Origin of the sequence: Telluribacter roseus, assembly GCF_017355915.2 — a bacterium.
In the GTDB taxonomy this organism is placed as follows: Bacteria; Bacteroidota; Bacteroidia; order Cytophagales; family Spirosomataceae; genus Telluribacter.
This window is the reverse complement of record NZ_JAFEUV020000019.1, coordinates 50,040-67,836: the sequence shown is the minus strand read 5'-3', so window position 1 is coordinate 67,836 and position 17,797 is coordinate 50,040. Positions and strand designations below refer to the sequence as shown.

Below are 17,797 nucleotides of genomic sequence, written 5' to 3'. Positions count from 1 at the left end.
GCCGTTACTTATCGGAATATCTCCATAACCTCCTCTACCGGACGGGTACCTTCGTAGAATGAAAGGAAACGCAGCAGGATACCCTCCACCACCGCATCGGGACAGGAGGCACCACAGGTAAGCATAACAGTCACCGGTTGCTGGTCCGGCAGATAATTTTCCGTTACTACTTCCTCTTTATTAGTCAGATTGTAGTGACGAATCAGGTGGCGGTCCAGTAGTTTATCGGCTGAAGCAATAAAGTAGGTAGGCAGCTTCTCTTCGCAAAGCTCCACCAGGTGCGAGGTGTTGGAGCTATTATAGCCTCCAGCCACAATCACCAGGTCAGCCGGATGCGTCAGCAGCGCGTAGGTCGCATCCTGATTGTCATTGGTAGCGTAGCAGAGGGTATCGCGGGTATTGGCAAAGTGCTCATCTACCTGATCGGGCACCAGGTGGAAGTGATGAATCATGACCTGCTTCAGATAGTCAGCTATTCCCTGCGTATCCGCCGCCAGCATGGTAGTCTGATTAACTACCCCGATGCGCCGCAGATCCTCCGCCGGGTCGAAGCCTTCGGAGTACTGCCCCTTAAACTCTTCGTAAAACTGCTCAGGAGAAGACTCTCCCGTAATATAGGTTGCTAGTCGATGGGCTTGAGCCATGTCTTTGACCACTACCGTGGGTGCTCCTTCCTTGCTGTGGGAGAAAGTAGCGCGGGTTTCTTCGTGGGTGGGCTTACCGTGTACTACTACCGTATACTGCTTCTCCCCGATCTGCGCGGCACGCTTCCACACCTTCTCCACAAAGGGGCAGGTGGTATCGTACTGGTAGGCATTGATCCCCAGCTCGGACAGCTTGTTTTGTATTTCTATGGTAGTACCAAAGGCCGGCACTATCACGATATCGTCCGGTGTCAGCTCGCTCCAGGGGATGAGCTGATTGCCTTTGGTATCCATGATAAACTGTACCCCCCGGTCCTGCAGGTCGCGGTTGACATCGGGGTTATGGATCATCTCACTCAGGAGATATATGCGCTTGCCTTCGTTCTCAGCAATGGCCTTATAAGCTATATCGATGGCATTCTCTACCCCGTAGCAAAACCCAAAGTGACGCGCGATCAGGAAACGTACCGGACCGAAATCCAGCACCGTAGGAGTAAAGTCCCGCTTGAGTTTGTCTTTTTGTCGACGGAACTCTTTGATCGGGGTGATGATGCGGCTGCGATAAAAATCAGGTATATTGAAGGTCTTCATGAAAATAATCTCTTTTACGAGGGCAAAGTTACGCTAGCTTTTTAAAGAACAACCACCCCGAAAGCTTTGTTCATGGCTGATTCAGAATGTTGTTGCAACTACTATCTTAAAAAAATTCTACTCTGGATGCAACGCCCTATCACCGGTCAGTGTCTTTGATTCAGAACGTTCAACTATTACTCCTTCTGCTTGGAAACAAAACTTTACACCGACCGGCACGTCGATTTGGTGGAGCGCTGTAAGCTGGGCGAACGCAAAGCGCAGTACGAGCTTTATAGGCATTACTCCAAAGCGATGTACAACGTGTGCTTGCGGATGCTCAACCATGTAGGTGAAGCTGAGGATGCATTGCAGGAGGCTTTTGTAGATGCGTTCACACACATTCATCAGTTCAGGCAACAGTCTACGTTTGGAGCGTGGCTGAAGCAGATCGTAGTGAACAAGGCGATTAATCAGCTCAGGAGCCGCAAGGTACAATGGGTCGAGATCGAAGAATGGCAGGAGGACGAAGAAGCCAACAGCCCTTCGGAAGAGATGGACTACCTGGAAGATGACCAGTCGTACGAAGTGGAGCGCATCCGATGCGCCATGAAAAGCCTCCCCGAAGGCTACCGCGTGGTGCTGAGTTTGTACCTGTTTGAAGGCTACGACCATGAAGAGATCGGCGAAGTACTCGGTATCAGCGAGACTACCTCCCGGACTCAGTACATGCGGGCCAAACGAAAATTGCTGGAATTGATGAAATAAAGCGGAATGGAAGAGGGGTGCGACAGGAGAAGAGCTAAGACAGTAAGAAAGTACATATAAGCTTAAGCTAATTGCTATAACCTAATCCCTGGTAGCCATTTGATTATTTTTTACTAATTAATCTGATAATACGATGAGAAAGCCTTCTGATAAGAAAGATCGGCTGGAACGGTTTGTGCGGGATAATCGTGAGGCGTTCGACACCTTTGAGCCGAGCGACGACCTATGGGGACGTATTGAGGAGCAGTTTGGAGAAGCTCCCAAAACAGACAAAGTAAAACGGCTGAAATGGTGGGGCAAAGCCTACCTCGACTGGCGCATAGCCGCCGGCATAGTTATGGCCGTGGGCATGTCCTACGTCTACTACCTCAATAATGAATACGGGGTCACGCGTGATCCTAAAGTAGCTCTGGTGGTACCTACCTACGCCAAAGAGTTCAACCAGTACTCGCTCGCCATTGACGAAAAGCGCAACGAACTTATCCGGCTGACCAGCAACAATCCCGAACTTTATAAAGAGTTCTCGGCGGATCTCGACCGCCTGGAGCGCAACTATCAGAACCTGAAAGCTGAGCTTCCCAAGGCACCTAACCAGGAAGCCCTGATCCAGGCGATGATCCAGAACCTACAGTGGCAGCTCGACCTGCTCAATCAACAACTAACTATTCTTCAACGAATTAAAGCGGCCGATAAAAGCCATGAAAAAGATAATAGTACCATTATTTAGTCTGCTCACGCTGATTCAGATACTCAGCGTACAGGCCGGGCCACGCCTGGCAGGGCCAGGTCCGGACGGCCCCCGTCTGGACGAGTCAAGCCTGGCCAGTTTACTGGAGCTAAACCTGGACGGATTCGGCTTGGCTAGCTTTCCAGAGTTGAGCCTAGATGGACCCGGTCTGGATGGACCCGGTCTGGATGGTCCCCGTCCGGCAGGAGCCCGGGTACCAGGGCCTTTGGACAGAACAGTCCCCTGCGTGGTGCTTTCTGGCGGAGCAATTGTCCTGGCAGATGTAGAGGATGGCCTTGTCGAAAAGCGTAAGACTATAGTGAAAGTATTTGACGTAACGGCCAAAGACCAGCTCATGATCGACAACCAGTTTGGTCAGGTAAAGGTCAACCTATGGGATAAGAAGGACATCAGGGTGGATGTAGTCATCACCGCCAACGCTCCTACTGACCAGCGCGCTCAGGAGTACCTGAGCTCTGTAACCATTGATGAGAAACGCGATGGTAGTCAGATCAACCTCCGCACGAGCATCAACCGCGACCACTTTGGTGGTAACAACTGGAACGCCTGGAAGAACACCAGCAGGGAGAACAAAAACTTTATCCAGATTGACTACACCATCAACATGCCTAAGAACAATTCGCTCGTGGTAAAGAACAAGTTTGGTGACACCCATATTCCGGTATTTCATGCACCACTTACCGTAGACTCCAAGCATGGTAACTTTTTTGCTACTGACCTCGACAATGTGCAGAACGTGATTCAGGTGGCGTTTGGCAATGCTGAGATAAAAACCATGAAAGGTGGTAAGCTGGAAATGCGCTTTGGTGACCTGCGCCTGGACCGCGCCAGTACTCTAACGTTGATCAACAAGTTCGGCAAACTAAATATCCGTGAGGTAGACCGGCTGCATGCCGATATTGACTACTCAGGTGCCAGCATCGGAACGCTGACCGAATACTGCAAAGTACGTGTGAGTTATTCGGACAACTTCCGGATCAATCAGCTACCGCAATCAGCTGAGAATGTAGATATCCAGGCGGCCTACTCGACGGTAGTACTACCAGCCGAACAGAACAATTTTGATGTGACGGTCACGCACGGGCAATTCAGGTATCCGACCAATGTAAAGGTGTCGCTTACTAATCAGCCCGATCCTCAGGAAGTACGGTCATCCCGTACTCCCACCCGGTCCTATGAAGGTCGAGTAGGCTCCGGCACCGGCACCCGGATCAAGGTTATTTCCAAGTTTGGAGACGTAAGCCTGAGGGACTAACTTTCGAGTATAGTATTTTTCTAAAATGAAATCCTGCGATGGAAGTCGCAGGATTTCATTTTAGAGTAGCATCAGATAAGATACGACTACAGGATAATCGTCCGGTTGTTATGGATAAACACCCGGTCGTTAAAAACCAGCTTCAGAGCCTTCGATAATACCAGCTTCTCGGTATCGCGGCCTAGTGTAGCCATATCAGTAGCTGTTAGCCGGTGATCCACTTCCTTTACATCCTGCGCTATGATCGGCCCCTCATCCAGGTCATCGTTGACAAAGTGTGCCGTGGCCCCGATGATCTTTACCCCCCGCTCATACGCCTGCCGGTATGGGCTTGCCCCCACAAACGCGGGCAGGAACGAGTGGTGAATATTGATAATCCGGCTGGAATAGTGCTTGACGAAGTCGGAGGTAAGTACCCGCATGTACTTGGCCAATACTACGTACTCGGGCTGGTAGATATCCAGCGTCCGCAGGATAGCCTCCTCGTGCTCCTGACGGGTCTTGTGCTCGTGTGAGATGTAGTGGAACGGTATTCCAAACTTGCTTACAAAAGGCTGAAGTACGTTATAGTTGCTGATGACGGCCTGTATGTTCGCATCCAGCTCATCAAAGGCGTAGCGGATCAGCAGCTCGCCCAGGCAGTGGTGCTCCTTTGTTACCATCAGCACCACATCCTTTTTCTTCTTCGGATTTACGCGCAGATTAATCACCTGAGGTAGTTCGTTTTGCAGTACTCCCAGCAATTGATCCGGATCCGCTTCTCCCTCAAACTCAGTACGCATAAAGAAGTACCCCGAGGGGCTTACGTATTCGTCGTTGCGGATGATATTCAGGTTATGTTCGAAGAGGACACGGGTGACATGATAGATCAGTCCTTTGTGGTCGGGACCATCCATCAGCAGGATATGGCGGTTATTCATAAAATTTTTTAATAAATTGCTCGTATATTCAATAGTCTACACTCTGAGCGTACCGCTCCGGAAGTAGCTATCAAAGTTACGGATGTTCAAATTAAAGCAGTTATAGCTTATCACCTACCTTTTCTATGCTGAATCGTCGAAAATTTCTACAGGCTGGCGGAGCCGCCCTTGTCTCCCCTGCTCTTCCCACTAGTGAGCCCGCCACTCAGGGAGGAGGCCTTCCCATGGCTATCTGTACCTGGGATCGTCTCAAAGCCAACGAAGCCGCTCGCCTTATACTCGAGAAGAAAGGCCGTGCGCTGGATGCGGTCGAAGCAGGAGTAAAAGTGCAAGAAGCCGACCCCAACGACACCAGCGTAGGCTACGGCGGCCTCCCCGACCGCGACGGCCACGTCACCCTCGACGCCTGTATCATGGACGAAAAAGGCAACGCCGGAGCAGTAACCTTTCTGGAGCATATCATGCACCCGATATCCGTAGCGCGTATGGTGATGGAAAAAACGCCGCACGTGATGCTCAGTGGTGAAGGTGCCCTGCAGTTCGCCCTGGCCAATGGCTTCAAGAAAACCAACCTGCTTACGCCCAAGTCTGAGAAGGCCTGGAAGGAGTGGCTCAAAACGGCCAAGTACAAGCCCATTGTTAACGTGGAGCGTCATGATACCATCGGCATGCTGGCTCTCGATGCCCAGGGTGATATGTCAGGTGCCTGTACGACCAGTGGCATGGCCTTTAAGCTACACGGCCGCGTGGGTGACTCGCCTATTATCGGTGCGGGTCTGTACGTAGATAATGAAGTAGGTGGAGCCTGTGCTACGGGGGTAGGTGAATTTGTAATGCGCACGCTGGGATCGTTTCTGCTCGTGGAGCTCATGCGCCAGGGACGTACACCTCAGCAGGCTTGCGAGGAAGCCATAGGCCGTATCGTGAAAGGTAAAACCAAGGCAGACTTCAAGGACTTTCAGGTAGGGTACCTGGCGGTGAACAAGAAGGGTGAGTACGGTGCCTACAGCATCCAGAAGGGCTTCAACTACGCCCTCTACCAGAACGGCCAGAACCGCGTCATCGAGTCGGACTACTGGATGAAGTAACTTTTCTGATTTAATCTACGTTCTGGTATTTTGATAGCAGATAAAGTACCCATTACCCATGGCAGAAACACTTACCATACCTACCACCACCGATCGTGCCGCTATCTATGAGGCTTTATACCCACAGATAGCTGCGCTGATTGAAGACGAGAGCGACTTGACGGCTAACCTGGCTAACGTAGCCGCCGCGCTGAAAGAAGCATTCGGATTCTTCTGGGTAGGTTTTTATATCACTAAAGAAGGACAGCTGGTACTCGGACCCTTCCAGGGACCCATTGCCTGTACCCGCATCCCTTTCCATAAGGGCGTCTGCGGAGCCTGCTACACCCGCCGTGAAACCATCATTGTACCCGATGTAGAGGCTTTCCCCGGCCATATAGCCTGTAGCTCCGCATCCCGCTCCGAGATCGTAGTACCGGTTTTCCACCGCAACGGTACCGTAGCCATGGTACTGGATGTGGATAGCGACCAGCTCGATGACTTCAGTGAGGCCGATGCCGAAGGCCTGGAGCGCATCATGAGGCTACTTGAGCGGAAGCTGTAGTGGCCCTTGGTGCCACCGCTACTCATAAAAGAGACTGAGCAGTGCCACCTGTAGGTGGCACTGCTTACCATAGCAGCTAACAAAAAGCATCTTCAATGTGTCGGATATTGATGCCTCCATCCGGAAATAGGATGATGGAAATAATATCAAACCGGACATCGAAGTGCCAGTCAGTATCGAAGATATATCCTTCGGCCGCCTTCATGACCAGCTTGGCCTTGCTGTAATTCACAAACTCCTCCGGCAGGCCGTAGCCCGTACCGGTGCGGGTCTTTACCTCTACGAATATCAGTAGCTTTCCTTTCCTGGCGATCAGGTCTATCTCGGCGTGGCGGTGACGGTAGTTTTTGACTACTATTTCGTAGCCTTTGCCCTGCAGGTACTCTACCGCTTTCTTTTCCCCCCAGTTGCCGGTATCATTATGTTGTGCCATCCCGAACATTTTTAGCCTAATTTAACGTTAATTTACATAGGTCTTCTGCTAATGAAAGTACTTTCGTAGCCGACTGACCTGTTGGAAACTACTTCATACAGCTAAATGAATACCCGCATTAATAAGCACGTTGAGTTTCGTGATCTGGGACTGATCGACTACCAGCAGGCCTGGGACTACCAGGAACAGCTGTTCGCTGACATCATCGCCACCAAGATCCAAAATCGCAATGCAGAGCCCGAAGCACAGGTGCTGACTCCCAACTACCTGCTCTTTTGCCAGCACCCTCACGTGTACACGCTTGGCAAGAGCGGTAAGCCGGAGCACCTGCTACTGGATACCGAGGAGCTGGACCATAAACAGGCGCGGTACTATAAGATCAACCGGGGTGGTGATATTACCTACCACGGTCCCGGTCAACTGGTAGGCTACCCGATCCTGGACCTCGATAACTTCTTTACGGATATTCACCGCTACATGCGGATGCTGGAAGAAGGTATCATCCTGACACTGGCGGACTACGGACTGGATGCCGGACGGATTGAAGGCCTGACGGGCGTATGGCTCGACTACGTGGAGCAGCGCAACCCGCGCAAGATCTGTGCGATGGGTGTAAAATCAAGCCGGTGGGTTACCATGCACGGCTTCGCTCTGAACGTCAATACCGACCTGTCGTACTTCGGGCATATAGTACCCTGCGGGATTCAGGATAAAGCCGTAACGTCCATCGAATCAGAGCTGGGACATGCGGTAGTCATGGAAGAAGTAGCCCATACATTAAAGAACCACCTGGCCGTTCTGTTTGAAATGGATCTGGTAGAAACATCAACACAACGTATAGATACATGAAAAAAGACATTGAATTCTTACCCGTTGAAGGCATACAGGTTGCCATCGTACGAAATATAAATGAACTGAATCAACCGGAGTGGCACGTCGTATTATTGAACCGCAATGAGGTTGTAATCAACAATGTATTTGTCACCTCCAAAGGATATAGCAATACTGAGTCGGGTACCGATTCCGAGCAGCGTACCTCTACCCTGCGTCATTTCTTTGCCGAGATACAACCCAATGACCACGTAGTTGTAGAGCCGATCATGCCGGATGTATTTCACCTGAACAATGAATACTGGGTGAGCTACTTTATCGGGAGCCAGATTTACGATAAAAAGTTTATCTTCGTGCCGGACAGCATCGTTGAAGATAACATCATTGAGATAGCTCCGCTGGGGCTGGAAGGTGTACTTCACGAGTAGTGCTGTCCATTTTGGGTAAGGGCCCACTCAGGCTCTTACCCAAAACTCAGTTGCCGCTCCGGCGGATTATGCTTTTGCCACTCTTCCTGTATGAACTCTGAATTTCGTCGCCGCGCCAAAAATCTACTACTCCTTGATATCGAAACCGTAGCCTCCGTACCTGCCTATGACCACCTGAGCGATCGTATGCAGCAGCTATGGAGTAAGAAGGCCCACCGGCTACGCAAAGAAGATTATCCCCAGACCGACGCCGAGATCTTCTATGACCAGGCGGGTATCTTTGCCGAGTTTGGCCGGATCGTCTGCATCGGATTTGGAGCCTTCTACTGGAACGAACAGGACGAAGTCTGCTTTCGGGTACGGACTTTCGCACACGACGACGAAGCTACCCTTCTCCGCGAGTTCAAGGCACTGGTAGAAAAGTACCCACCCGACCAGCTGATCCTGTGCGCCCACAACGGCAAGGAGTTTGACTTTCCGTATATCTGCCGTCGTATGCTCATCCACGGTATAGAGCTACCTCGTGCCCTGCAGCTATCCGGTAAGAAGCCCTGGGAGATCCTGCACCAGGATACTATGGAGCTCTGGAAGTTTGGTGATTTTAAAGGAGCTACCTCTCTGGACCTGCTGGCTGCGGTATTTGGGGTGGCCAGTAGCAAGGACGAAATGAGCGGCAATCAAGTGACCCGCGTCTTCTACGAAGAAAAAGACATTCCGAAGATCTGCCGCTACTGCTGCGAAGACGTAGTAGTACTGGCTCAGTTGTATCTGCGGATGAATTATCTGCCTACCATACCCGAACAAAACCTGGACCGGCCGCAGCAGGTCCGGTTGGAAAACATATAGAGAGTATAGTAAGTTGTACTGAAACTATACACCCTCGGACCAGAATCCTGAGGAGTACCCCCTCTTTGTTCATGGATTTCTGCGGCTCTATATATACTACATAATCTGTATTAGCAATGAAGGATAAAAGACCTAAAAGAGAATTTAAAGAAAAGAAGTCCGGCGGCCGTGAAAAGAGATCCGGTGGCCGGCAAAACAATATACTATCGTTCATTGATGAGCTGAAAGCCGATATTGCCGCTTTCTTTGAGATCAATAATGAACAACACTTCCGCCAGGCCGATATACACGATCACTTCGGGGTGGAAGACAAAAAGCTCCGCCACCTTTTCAACGAGATCATCCACGAGCTGCACGAGTCGGGGCGCCTGCTTCGCCAGTCGGACGGCACCTACTCCATAGCTCCCACTACTGCGCAGACGGGCGTGGTAGGACGGGTGGACCACGTGAATAAGAATTTTGCCTTTGTGGTGGTGGAAGGCCAGGAGAATGACATCTACGTTGATACCGACGATCTGCGGGGAGCCGTGGATGGCGATACTGTACGGGTACAGGTATTCAGTGACGGACGCGCACGCGGCCAGAAGCTGGAAGGCCGGGTGACGGATATACTCGAGCGCGGCCGACCTGAAGTAGTAGGTACGGTTGAGATTTGGCCTAAGTACGCCCTGGTACAGCCCGACAACCGCAAGCTGTACGCACCTATCCATGTGACACTGGACCAGCTCGGCAAGGCTCAGGAGCGCGACAAAGTGATTGTAAAGATCATCCAGTGGCCTACCCGTACCCGGCAGGCCGAAGGACAAATCATAGAAGTACTGGGACAAGCCGGTAACAACAACGCCGAGATGCACGCCATCCTGGCCGAGTTTGGTCTGCCTTACCGCTTCCCGGAAGATGTCGAAAAGGAGGCTCAGGCTATCCCCGACGCCATTCCCGAAGACGAAGCCGCCAGGCGACGCGACTTCCGCCCCATCACTACCTTCACCATTGACCCGGTCGATGCCAAGGATTTTGACGATGCGCTATCGGTCCGTTTTCTGGATGAAGGTAATGTGGAGATAGGCGTTCATATTGCCGATGTGTCGCATTACATACAGCCCAATACGGAGCTGGAAAACGAAGCTTACCGACGGGCTACTTCGGTATACCTGGTAGACCGGACGGTACCTATGCTACCCGAGAAGCTATCGAACAACCTGTGTTCACTACGTCCTCATGAGGATCGTCTGGCGTTTTCGGCGGTGTTTGAACTAACCCCCAAGGGGAAGATTCTGAACGAGTGGTTTGGACGTACCATTATCCACTCCGACCGTCGCTTTTCTTACGAGGAAGCACAGGAAGTACTGGATACCGGCGCCGGTGATTTTCCCGAAGAGCTGACGCTTCTCAACCAGATAGCCAAGCAGCTCCGTCGCGAGCGCTTCCGGAGGGGCGCTATTAACTTCGAGACCGTAGAAGTACGTTTCAAGCTGGACGAGAACGGTAAGCCACTGGGTATTTATCAGAAGGAGCGTAAGGATACTCATAAGCTCATTGAAGAGTTTATGCTGCTGGCCAACAAGCGGGTGGCGGAGTACGTATACTCTATGTCGAAGGGTAAGGACAAAAATACTATGGTGTACCGGGTACACGAGTCACCGGACCCCGAAAAGCTTAAGACCTTCTCTACTTTCGTAGCTAAGCTGGGATACTCGATAGAGGTAGAAGACGAGAAAAAGATTGCCAGCTCCATGAACAACATGCTGGAAGAGGTGGAGGGGAAACCAGAGCAGAACCTGATCGAGCAGCTAGCGGTACGTACCATGGCCAAAGCCCGGTACAGCACCGAAGACCTGGGACACTTTGGTCTGGCCTTCCGCCGGTACTCCCACTTTACCTCGCCTATACGCCGCTACCCCGACGTAATGGCCCACCGTCTGCTGCAGCACTACCTTGATGGCGGCACATCGGTTGATAAAGAATTTTATGAGTCGGCCAGTAAGCATTCGTCGGAGCGGGAACGCCTGGCCGCCGAGGCTGAGCGTGCCTCAATCAAGTACAAGCAGATCGAGTACATGGGTAGTATGGAAGAGGGTCGCGTCTTTGACGGTATTATTACCGGCGTTACAGACTTCGGTATGTTCGTTGAGATTACTGAAACCGCCTCCGAAGGTCTTGTACGCATGACTGATCTGGATGATGACTACTACGAACTGGATAAAGACAACTACCGCCTGATCGGGCAGAAGACCAAGAAGATCTACACCTTTGGTGATGCGGTAAAAGTACGGGTGAAGGAGGTGAACCTGGCTCGTCGCAGTATGGACCTGCTGCTGGAGGGTGACCCTAACGCCACCAGGCGCAGCCGCCGCGTTGAGGCCGCCAAGTCTGGCTCCCGCTCAGGAGGCAGAGGCGGAAGAGGCTCCTCCACGTCTAGAGGCACCTCCTCCTCTTCAAAAGTTGACAGAGGTGGTTCCCACGGCAAACGTACCCGAAAGAGCAGATAATCAGCCGGTATTGACCGTTAGATAAAATTAATATAGCATATGTAGTAAAGTGGCTGTAGTGGCGTATTTTGTAAAGAATACACCGCTACAGCCACTAACACATCATTGCTATGAGTACTATTATCCAACGCATCAAGCATAAGGTTGACGTTGCCAAGGACAAATTCTTTCCTTTGACCGAATTTGATCCCTCTACGCTTCCCTGGATCGACCGCCCCAATCCTCCCATTGCCGACTTCCTGGCTAAGAACCCGCCCCGCTTCAAAGTACCTTACGACATGGCCGATAAGCTCAGCCACTGGCACGACAAAGGGTATGTAGTACTGGAGCAAATCATACCGCACGAGATGGTCGACCGGTTCTGGCAGGATGTTGAAGAGATCCTGGACCATCCCGAACGCCACTTCCTTAATGTCCGGATTGACCGGGATGAGTTTAAGCCTAATCAGGAGCGTAACATCAGCGAATTCCCTAAGGAGGCGTTGCGCGGCAAGTTTGTGAAGTTTAATGACTTCCATAACTCGTCGGTGGCTGGCAAGAAGCTTATGGCTCATCCTTCCATTGTTGCTTTCCTGGAAGCTATATTTAACCAGCAGGTGGTAGTGATGCAGAGCCTGGTATTCCTGTACGGAAGCCAGCAGCCTACCCACCAGGACTTCCCCTGGGTAACCGCTAAGATCCCCAGCCACCTCGCGGCCGCCTGGATCGCGCTGGAAGACATCAAGATTGACTCCGGACCTCTGTTTTACTACATCGGCTCCCACCGCATCCCTAAGTTCAACTTCGGTACCGGTATCCTGTGGAAGCCTAACTCACCCCGCACTCCGCTGGAATTTGCTGACTACCTCAACAGGACCTGCGAAGAGCATAATCTTCCGAAAGAGACACTCCTGATCAAGAAGGGTGATGTACTTATCTGGCACTCGGCGCTGGCTCATGGTGGAGGTCCCATCCTGAACCCGGAGCAGACCCGCAAATCATTTGTGTGTCACTACTCCACCGAGCAAGCCCTGCCTTTCCACCGGAGCAACATCCACGCAGTACCCGTGAAGCAGGAGTACAACGGCATGTACATCTATAACAATCCGGCCCTTCCTCAGGCCGAGGATTCACTAAAGTAGCCACGTACCTATACGCCAAAATAGAAAGAGAGGCTTTTAAGCCTCTCTTTTTTGTATTTTTGCCTGACCAACGGGCGTTATAGCTACATGAAAAAATCACTCCTTCGCTTTATCATACTGTTAGCAGCGATTATTGGCCTCAACTGGCTGGCTTCTTATCTCTATGTTCGCTGGGACCTTACCGAAGACAAACGCTATACTATTTCAGAAGCCACCAAGCAGCTTCTGCAGAATCTCGACCGCGATGTACACGTAGCCGTGTACTTATCCGGCGATTTCCCCCCCGGATTTGAACGACTGGAAAGCGCTACCCGCGAAACGCTGGAAGAATTTGAAGCCTACGCCAACGGTCGCCTTACCTTCCAGTTCATAGACCCCTCGGCAGCTACTTCCGAAGATCAGCGCCGACGGCAATACCAGCAGTTGGTAGACCGTGGCCTTACCCCTACCAACCTCTTCGCCAATGAGGACGGCAAACGTACTGAAAAGCTTATCTTCCCGGGTGCTATTGTACAGGCGGATACCTTGGGGGTACCCGTGCAACTCCTGAAAGGCAACCGCAGCAGCAGCTCCGAAGAACAACTCAACCAATCATTCGAGGGAGTAGAGTTTGAACTGGCTTCGGCCATTCGCCTGCTGGCACCGCAGGAGCGAAAGCGGGTAGGCCTGCTGGTAAGTCATACTACTATCTCTCCGGCACGCCTATCCGACCTGATCGCTACGCTGCAGCAGAGCTACGATGTATTTCTGGATGTGAATAATCCTAACTCCTATGAGGGACTGGACGCCCTGCTGGTACTTAAGCCCGACCAGCCCTTTACCGACGACGAGAAGTACAAGCTGGATCAGTACGTGGTCAATGGCGGTAATGCCTTGTTCTTCGTGGATGGGGCCCGGGTAGATAGCGTCAGTATGGAAGGTACCTTTGCCCAGCCACTGGACCTCAACCTGAGTGACCTTTTCTTCCGGTGGGGCGTACGGGTCAATACCAATCTGATCAAAGACCTGAATGCAGCCCTGATCCCGCTCAACGTAGGTAACATGGGCGATGCTCCGCAGATACAGCCCCTGCCCTGGCGCTTTTTCCCGCTGCTCAACAACTTCGGCAACCACCCTATTACACGCAATACCGACATTGTTCTTACCCGGTTCCTGAGCTCCATTGATACTGTCGGAGGTGCAGCTGGACTCAGGAAGAGTCCGTTGCTTATGACGTCCCCTTATACCAAGATGCTGAACGCTCCGGCCCTGGTGGCTTATAACGAAGCTCGTCAGCAACCAGCGCCTAATGAATACAATTCCGGAGTAAAACTAGCGGCTATACTACTGGAAGGCCAGTTTTCTTCCTTGTTCCAGAACCGGATCCTGCCCTCTGACCCACGATCAGCTACCTTCAAGGCGCAGGGTGAAGCGGGTCGGGTATTAGTCTGCTCCGACGGGGATGTAGTAATCAATGACTTCGACTACCGCCGCAACGCTCCCCTGCCTCTTGGCTACGACCGGGTGTCACAAAACATCTACGGCAACAAGGATTTTATCCTGCACGCCATCGACTACATGACCGACGCGCAGGGCCTTATTACCGCCCGTACCAAACAGATCAGCATCAGGCCGCTGGACAAAGTACGGGTACAGGAGCAACGTACTGGCTGGCAACTGCTTAACCTGATGCTGCCGGTGGGCTTGGTGGGTATTTTCGGGGCGATCCGGTACTATTGGCGCCGCCGAAAATTTGGCCGCTGAACGCCGTAGGTGCGTTATTTTTTTTACTTTTGTTTTTTACAGAGAAAATTTGGGCTTTACGTGTGAAATGTGAGTATCTTAGCTATAAGAAGCCCCATTCCTCCCCAAAGGAACTGTACTTGTCAACTGTCAACTGAAAAAATAGCCACTGCGTATTATGAAGTTTGTCGTATCGTCATCGGTGCTCCTCAAACAACTATCGGCCATCAACGGTGTCGTTTCTACGAACCCGATCGTGCCCATACTGGAGAACTTTTTATTTAAACTGGAGGGTAACACTCTTACTGTCACGGCTTCAGACCTGCAGACGGTCATGATTACCGAAATTGAGGTGGAAGCGGGTGACAAAGGCGCCATTGCGGTACCGGCCAAGCTTCTTCTGGACACACTAAGGGGCCTTCCCGAGCAACCCATTACATTCAATGTTGACGAAGAAACCTTCGGCACTGAGATTGTTTCGGACAATGGTCGCTATAAGCTTTCGGGCGAAAACCCCATTGATTTCCCCAAGACACCATCGGTCAACCGCGGTCAGTCGGTAGAGTTGTCGTCGGCTTCGCTGGCTACGGCCATTTCCAATACCATTTTTGCTACCAGTACTGATGATCTGCGCCCGGCCATGACGGGGGTGTTTGTGCAGATAGGTACCGAGAACGCTACCTTCGTAGCTACAGATGGCCACCGCCTGGTACGCTACCGTCGCAGCGACATCAAGTCCAGCTCTGATACATCCATGATTATCCAGCGCAAAGCGCTGAACCTGCTGAAGTCATGTCTGCCTTCGGAGGATCTGGCTGTTAAAGCGGAGTTTACGTCATCCAATGCCTTCTTTAGCTTTGGCAATATCCGGATGATCTGTCGCCTGATCGATGAGCGTTTCCCTGATTACGAAAACGCCATTCCTACCAATAATCCCAATACGCTCACGATCAACCGGGCCGAAATGCTCAACTCGCTGAAGCGTATCTCGATCTACTCCAACCGTACCACGCACCAGGTACGCCTGAAGATGAGCCTCAACGATCTGTCCATTTCCGCCGAGGACCTGGACTACTCCAACGAGGCAAACGAAAGGCTGATGTGCGAGTACAACGGTGATGATATGGAGATTGGCTTTAACGCTAAGTTCCTGATCGAGATCCTGAGCAACCTTACCTGCAAGAACGTGACTTTCGAACTGTCGGCGCCTAACCGGGCGGGACTGATCATTCCGGTAGAGCAGGAAGATTATGAAGATATCCTGATGCTGGTGATGCCGGTGATGCTTAATACCTACGCATAATAGCCACAGGTTGTACCAAGTACTATAGCAAAGCGGTCTGCCCCTGATAGGGGCAGACCGCTTCGTGTTTAGGGCTACTTCAGGTACTCAGGCCATTGGCATAGTCATCTTGAAGGCTTCCTCCGCCCTCCTGAAACCGGCAGCCCGACGGCGTTCAATGGTTGCGGCGCTGCTGTCGAGCGTATGGCCTGCCTCACCCGGCTCGGGCTGTACCAGTACCGTCCGGAAGCACTTAAGTACCTTCCCTCCCAGTGTCAGTCTGAAATCGGGCGGCAGGCGCTGATCGCGCTGTGCATTGCGTACCTGCGTGACCAGTTCGTTGATTTCCAGGTACCTTTTCAGATCATCGTTGAATATCTCGTTGATGGCAATGTCGTCCAGAGCCCGGAGGGCAATATTCGTGAGGTGGTAGTCACGAGATGAGTCGGCGGGTAGGTCCCAGCTGTTACAGTTCAGGATATAAATCACATAGTCGTCTACGTCATCGGTTTCATCCTTAATAGCATGTACTACGTCACCCAGGGGAGATACCGTCCGGATACCTCCATCGACTACCTCACGGATCACGGTTGCGTTTTGCGCGGAGCTGCCCTTCCACCTCAGCTCCTTCACCGGCTCCCATACTATAGGCATAGCCGTAGAAGCCAGAATAGCGCGGCAGAACTCTTCGTCCGACGCAAAATCCTCGGGCCGGCAGGTATAGTAGTTGGCATCCACTAATGACACCACCCCGCACTGGAAGGGTACCTTGAAATCACTCCGCCGTACTACCCGCTGGAGCGTAGTATACAACGGGCGGTTATCGGCCAGCGAGCGGATCTGGTTGAAGTTGGCCACCACTTCCCGGATCAGAGCCGGCCGGTTAAACACATACTGAAAGCCGTAGCGGAACAGAGAGCGGGGAAGCAGCTTTCTGATGATAGCCTCAAAGTCAGGACGTACCGTTTCGCGTTCCATAACCACCAGCTCCGATGTATAGATACTGCTGTACCCTTCCCGCTGGACCTGCTGCCAGAGCGCCTTTAACTCCGCAAACTTATCCATGGCTACCAACGCTCCGTTCAGAGCCCCTACTGATACTCCGGCTATACGGTCAAAGCGGATCTGCTGCTGCTCGATGAGATACTCAAGCGCCCCCCACTGAAACGCTCCCTTGAATCCTCCCCCGCTTAGTACCAGTATGTTCTTCTGTGCTGCCATTGCTAAAATATTTTCTGTACTACCAGTAAATCAGCCAGTTTGTTATTCTTTAGCCACTGCCAGGGGTACCTGCCTGACGGAGCAGCCACTGCTGTCCTCAGCTCGTGGCGGTTAAGTTTCTAGGTCTGAAAGATTTACTTTTGAAAGTACTTTTTTCTTTCGTCAGAATTAGAAATATTTGTATAAAAAATTGACTGTTTGGTGAAACGTTTAATCTGTATCGGAAGCATTTTTCTGCTGCTACTCAATACGCTGGGCTACTACCCGGTGTATATGTGTATGCAGTTGAAAGCGCAACTTGAGATGCAGCATAAACTTGACCAGAACATTCTGGGTGAAGAAGAGCTTTTCACCATCAAGATCCCGATCCAGCTCCCCTACTGGACCGAGACGCGCCAGGCTCCTGAGCGCATCAACGGGCAAATCGAGTACCACAACGAGTTTTATAAGCTGTACAAGCAGGAGGTTGTGGGCGATACCCTTGTGGTACTTTGCGTAAAAGACCATACCGAAAAGCAGCTTTTCCAGACACTCACCGAATGGGTGAAGATCACGGTAACCGGCCTGCCCGGTACTTCTGAGAAGGCTTCTCAGCTAGTCAGCTATCTGATCAAGGACTACTACTCATCCCACCGCAAGGTGTATTTCAACCTGTACGACTGGATAGAAGCGCCCGCTTCCTATGCTTCCCGTACTTTTTCTCTCACTCCAGCTGCTCTGGAACTCCATTCTCCGCCTCCCGAGGCCATTGCCTGATTTCTTCTTGCGGCAAGCCGTTCCGTCTGGATTGGCTCTGCTGACACACCCTTTGGTATTGCCTAAGGGAAGCTGTTATCTGTGGTACTAAGGACCAGGAGGTATGTCCGTACGGGCTCATCGCTGAGCTG

The 17,797-nt window shown here is 51.7% G+C and carries 17 protein-coding genes; 13 read left to right on the top strand and 4 right to left on the bottom strand.

Annotated elements, in window-relative coordinates; all coding sequences use genetic code 11:
- Positions 1 to 8: 8 nt before the first annotated feature.
- Positions 9 to 1,235: a 4-hydroxy-3-methylbut-2-enyl diphosphate reductase gene (locus tag JTN23_RS23580; protein ID WP_247237541.1), complete on the bottom strand. Its 1,227-nt coding sequence runs from the start codon at positions 1,233 to 1,235 to the stop codon at positions 9 to 11.
- A gap of 189 nt (positions 1,236 to 1,424) precedes the next feature.
- On the opposite strand from JTN23_RS23580, the gene JTN23_RS23575 reads away from it, so the two are divergent.
- From JTN23_RS23575 to JTN23_RS23565, 3 genes are all read left to right on the top strand, one after another.
- A complete protein-coding gene (locus JTN23_RS23575) occupies positions 1,425 to 1,982 on the top strand; it encodes an RNA polymerase sigma factor (RefSeq protein ID WP_247237540.1) in 558 nt (185 codons plus the stop codon).
- A 133-nt stretch (positions 1,983 to 2,115) separates the two neighbouring features.
- Positions 2,116 to 2,709: a FlxA-like family protein gene (locus JTN23_RS23570; protein ID WP_247237539.1), complete on the top strand. Its 594-nt coding sequence runs from the start codon at positions 2,116 to 2,118 to the stop codon at positions 2,707 to 2,709.
- Complete coding sequence (locus tag JTN23_RS23565; protein ID WP_247237538.1) at positions 2,681 to 3,985, top strand: hypothetical protein; 1,305 nt, start codon at positions 2,681 to 2,683, stop codon at positions 3,983 to 3,985. The genes JTN23_RS23570 and JTN23_RS23565 overlap by 29 nt, the downstream gene beginning before the upstream one ends.
- An 86-nt stretch (positions 3,986 to 4,071) precedes the next feature.
- Here JTN23_RS23565 and purU read toward each other — a convergent pair whose 3' ends face one another.
- Positions 4,072 to 4,905, bottom strand: a complete 834-nt coding sequence (purU, locus tag JTN23_RS23560) for a formyltetrahydrofolate deformylase (protein WP_262918643.1) — start codon at positions 4,903 to 4,905, stop codon at positions 4,072 to 4,074.
- A 125-nt stretch (positions 4,906 to 5,030) separates the two neighbouring features.
- Between purU and JTN23_RS23555 the strand changes: the two genes are divergently transcribed.
- Together JTN23_RS23555 and JTN23_RS23550 are read left to right on the top strand one after the other, a co-directional pair.
- Positions 5,031 to 5,993 carry an isoaspartyl peptidase/L-asparaginase family protein gene (locus tag JTN23_RS23555; RefSeq protein ID WP_247237537.1) on the top strand — a complete coding sequence of 321 codons (963 nt, stop codon included), beginning with the start codon at positions 5,031 to 5,033 and terminating at the stop codon, positions 5,991 to 5,993.
- 58 nt (positions 5,994 to 6,051) lie between these two features.
- Positions 6,052 to 6,537, top strand: coding sequence for a GAF domain-containing protein (locus JTN23_RS23550; RefSeq protein ID WP_247237536.1), 486 nt, complete (start codon positions 6,052 to 6,054; stop codon positions 6,535 to 6,537).
- A gap of 76 nt (positions 6,538 to 6,613) precedes the next feature.
- Here the strand turns inward: JTN23_RS23550 and JTN23_RS23545 are convergent, their stop codons facing one another.
- Positions 6,614 to 6,970, bottom strand: coding sequence for a YraN family protein (locus tag JTN23_RS23545; protein WP_247237535.1), 357 nt, complete (start codon positions 6,968 to 6,970; stop codon positions 6,614 to 6,616).
- A gap of 105 nt (positions 6,971 to 7,075) precedes the next feature.
- Here JTN23_RS23545 and lipB point away from each other — a divergent pair, with 105 nt between their 5' ends.
- The 7 genes from lipB (at position 7,076) to dnaN (ending at position 15,710) form a co-directional block, all read left to right on the top strand.
- A complete protein-coding gene (lipB, locus tag JTN23_RS23540; protein WP_247237534.1) occupies positions 7,076 to 7,819 on the top strand; it encodes a lipoyl(octanoyl) transferase LipB in 744 nt (247 codons plus the stop codon).
- Positions 7,816 to 8,229, top strand: a complete 414-nt coding sequence (locus JTN23_RS23535) for a hypothetical protein (protein ID WP_247237533.1) — start codon at positions 7,816 to 7,818, stop codon at positions 8,227 to 8,229. Before lipB ends, JTN23_RS23535 begins: the two co-directional genes overlap by 4 nt.
- A 90-nt stretch (positions 8,230 to 8,319) precedes the next feature.
- Positions 8,320 to 9,075 carry a 3'-5' exonuclease gene (locus JTN23_RS23530; RefSeq protein ID WP_247237532.1) on the top strand — a complete coding sequence of 252 codons (756 nt, stop codon included), beginning with the start codon at positions 8,320 to 8,322 and terminating at the stop codon, positions 9,073 to 9,075.
- 116 nt (positions 9,076 to 9,191) lie between these two features.
- Positions 9,192 to 11,564, top strand: a complete 2,373-nt coding sequence (rnr, locus tag JTN23_RS23525) for a ribonuclease R (protein WP_247237531.1) — start codon at positions 9,192 to 9,194, stop codon at positions 11,562 to 11,564.
- 110 nt (positions 11,565 to 11,674) lie between these two features.
- Positions 11,675 to 12,685 (top strand): phytanoyl-CoA dioxygenase family protein, encoded by a 1,011-nt coding sequence (locus tag JTN23_RS23520; protein WP_247237530.1) that lies wholly within the window; start codon positions 11,675 to 11,677, stop codon positions 12,683 to 12,685.
- An 87-nt stretch (positions 12,686 to 12,772) separates the two neighbouring features.
- Complete coding sequence (gene gldG / locus JTN23_RS23515; protein WP_247237529.1) at positions 12,773 to 14,428, top strand: gliding motility-associated ABC transporter substrate-binding protein GldG; 1,656 nt, start codon at positions 12,773 to 12,775, stop codon at positions 14,426 to 14,428.
- A gap of 157 nt (positions 14,429 to 14,585) precedes the next feature.
- Positions 14,586 to 15,710 (top strand): DNA polymerase III subunit beta, encoded by a 1,125-nt coding sequence (gene dnaN / locus JTN23_RS23510; RefSeq protein ID WP_247237528.1) that lies wholly within the window; start codon positions 14,586 to 14,588, stop codon positions 15,708 to 15,710.
- 87 nt (positions 15,711 to 15,797) lie between these two features.
- Here the strand turns inward: dnaN and JTN23_RS23505 are convergent, their stop codons facing one another.
- The gene (locus JTN23_RS23505) at positions 15,798 to 16,910 is read right to left on the bottom strand and encodes a patatin-like phospholipase family protein (RefSeq protein ID WP_247237527.1); all 1,113 of its coding nucleotides are present in this window, start codon (positions 16,908 to 16,910) and stop codon (positions 15,798 to 15,800) included.
- A 201-nt stretch (positions 16,911 to 17,111) separates the two neighbouring features.
- Between JTN23_RS23505 and JTN23_RS23500 the strand changes: the two genes are divergently transcribed.
- Positions 17,112 to 17,666 (top strand): hypothetical protein, encoded by a 555-nt coding sequence (locus JTN23_RS23500; RefSeq protein ID WP_247237526.1) that lies wholly within the window; start codon positions 17,112 to 17,114, stop codon positions 17,664 to 17,666.
- Positions 17,667 to 17,797: the final 131 nt, after the last annotated feature.

Excerpts from the sequence above, each read along its gene's own strand:
- JTN23_RS23555 (WP_247237537.1), top strand. The coding sequence starts at position 5,031 with ATGCTGAATCGTCGAAAATTTCTACAGGCTGGCGGAGCCGCCCTTGTC.
- lipB (WP_247237534.1), top strand. The coding sequence starts at position 7,076 with ATGAATACCCGCATTAATAAGCACGTTGAGTTTCGTGATCTGGGACTG.
- JTN23_RS23520 (WP_247237530.1), top strand. The coding sequence starts at position 11,675 with ATGAGTACTATTATCCAACGCATCAAGCATAAGGTTGACGTTGCCAAG.
- gldG (WP_247237529.1), top strand. The coding sequence starts at position 12,773 with ATGAAAAAATCACTCCTTCGCTTTATCATACTGTTAGCAGCGATTATT.
- JTN23_RS23535 (WP_247237533.1), top strand. The coding sequence starts at position 7,816 with ATGAAAAAAGACATTGAATTCTTACCCGTTGAAGGCATACAGGTTGCC.
- JTN23_RS23530 (WP_247237532.1), top strand. The coding sequence starts at position 8,320 with ATGAACTCTGAATTTCGTCGCCGCGCCAAAAATCTACTACTCCTTGAT.
- JTN23_RS23580 (WP_247237541.1), bottom strand. The coding sequence starts at position 1,235 with ATGAAGACCTTCAATATACCTGATTTTTATCGCAGCCGCATCATCACC.
- purU (WP_262918643.1), bottom strand. The coding sequence starts at position 4,905 with ATGAATAACCGCCATATCCTGCTGATGGATGGTCCCGACCACAAAGGA.
- dnaN (WP_247237528.1), top strand. The coding sequence starts at position 14,586 with ATGAAGTTTGTCGTATCGTCATCGGTGCTCCTCAAACAACTATCGGCC.
- JTN23_RS23505 (WP_247237527.1), bottom strand. The coding sequence starts at position 16,910 with ATGGCAGCACAGAAGAACATACTGGTACTAAGCGGGGGAGGATTCAAG.
- JTN23_RS23550 (WP_247237536.1), top strand. The coding sequence starts at position 6,052 with ATGGCAGAAACACTTACCATACCTACCACCACCGATCGTGCCGCTATC.
- JTN23_RS23545 (WP_247237535.1), bottom strand. The coding sequence starts at position 6,970 with ATGGCACAACATAATGATACCGGCAACTGGGGGGAAAAGAAAGCGGTA.
- JTN23_RS23565 (WP_247237538.1), top strand. The coding sequence starts at position 2,681 with ATGAAAAAGATAATAGTACCATTATTTAGTCTGCTCACGCTGATTCAG.
- rnr (WP_247237531.1), top strand. The coding sequence starts at position 9,192 with ATGAAGGATAAAAGACCTAAAAGAGAATTTAAAGAAAAGAAGTCCGGC.
- JTN23_RS23570 (WP_247237539.1), top strand. The coding sequence starts at position 2,116 with ATGAGAAAGCCTTCTGATAAGAAAGATCGGCTGGAACGGTTTGTGCGG.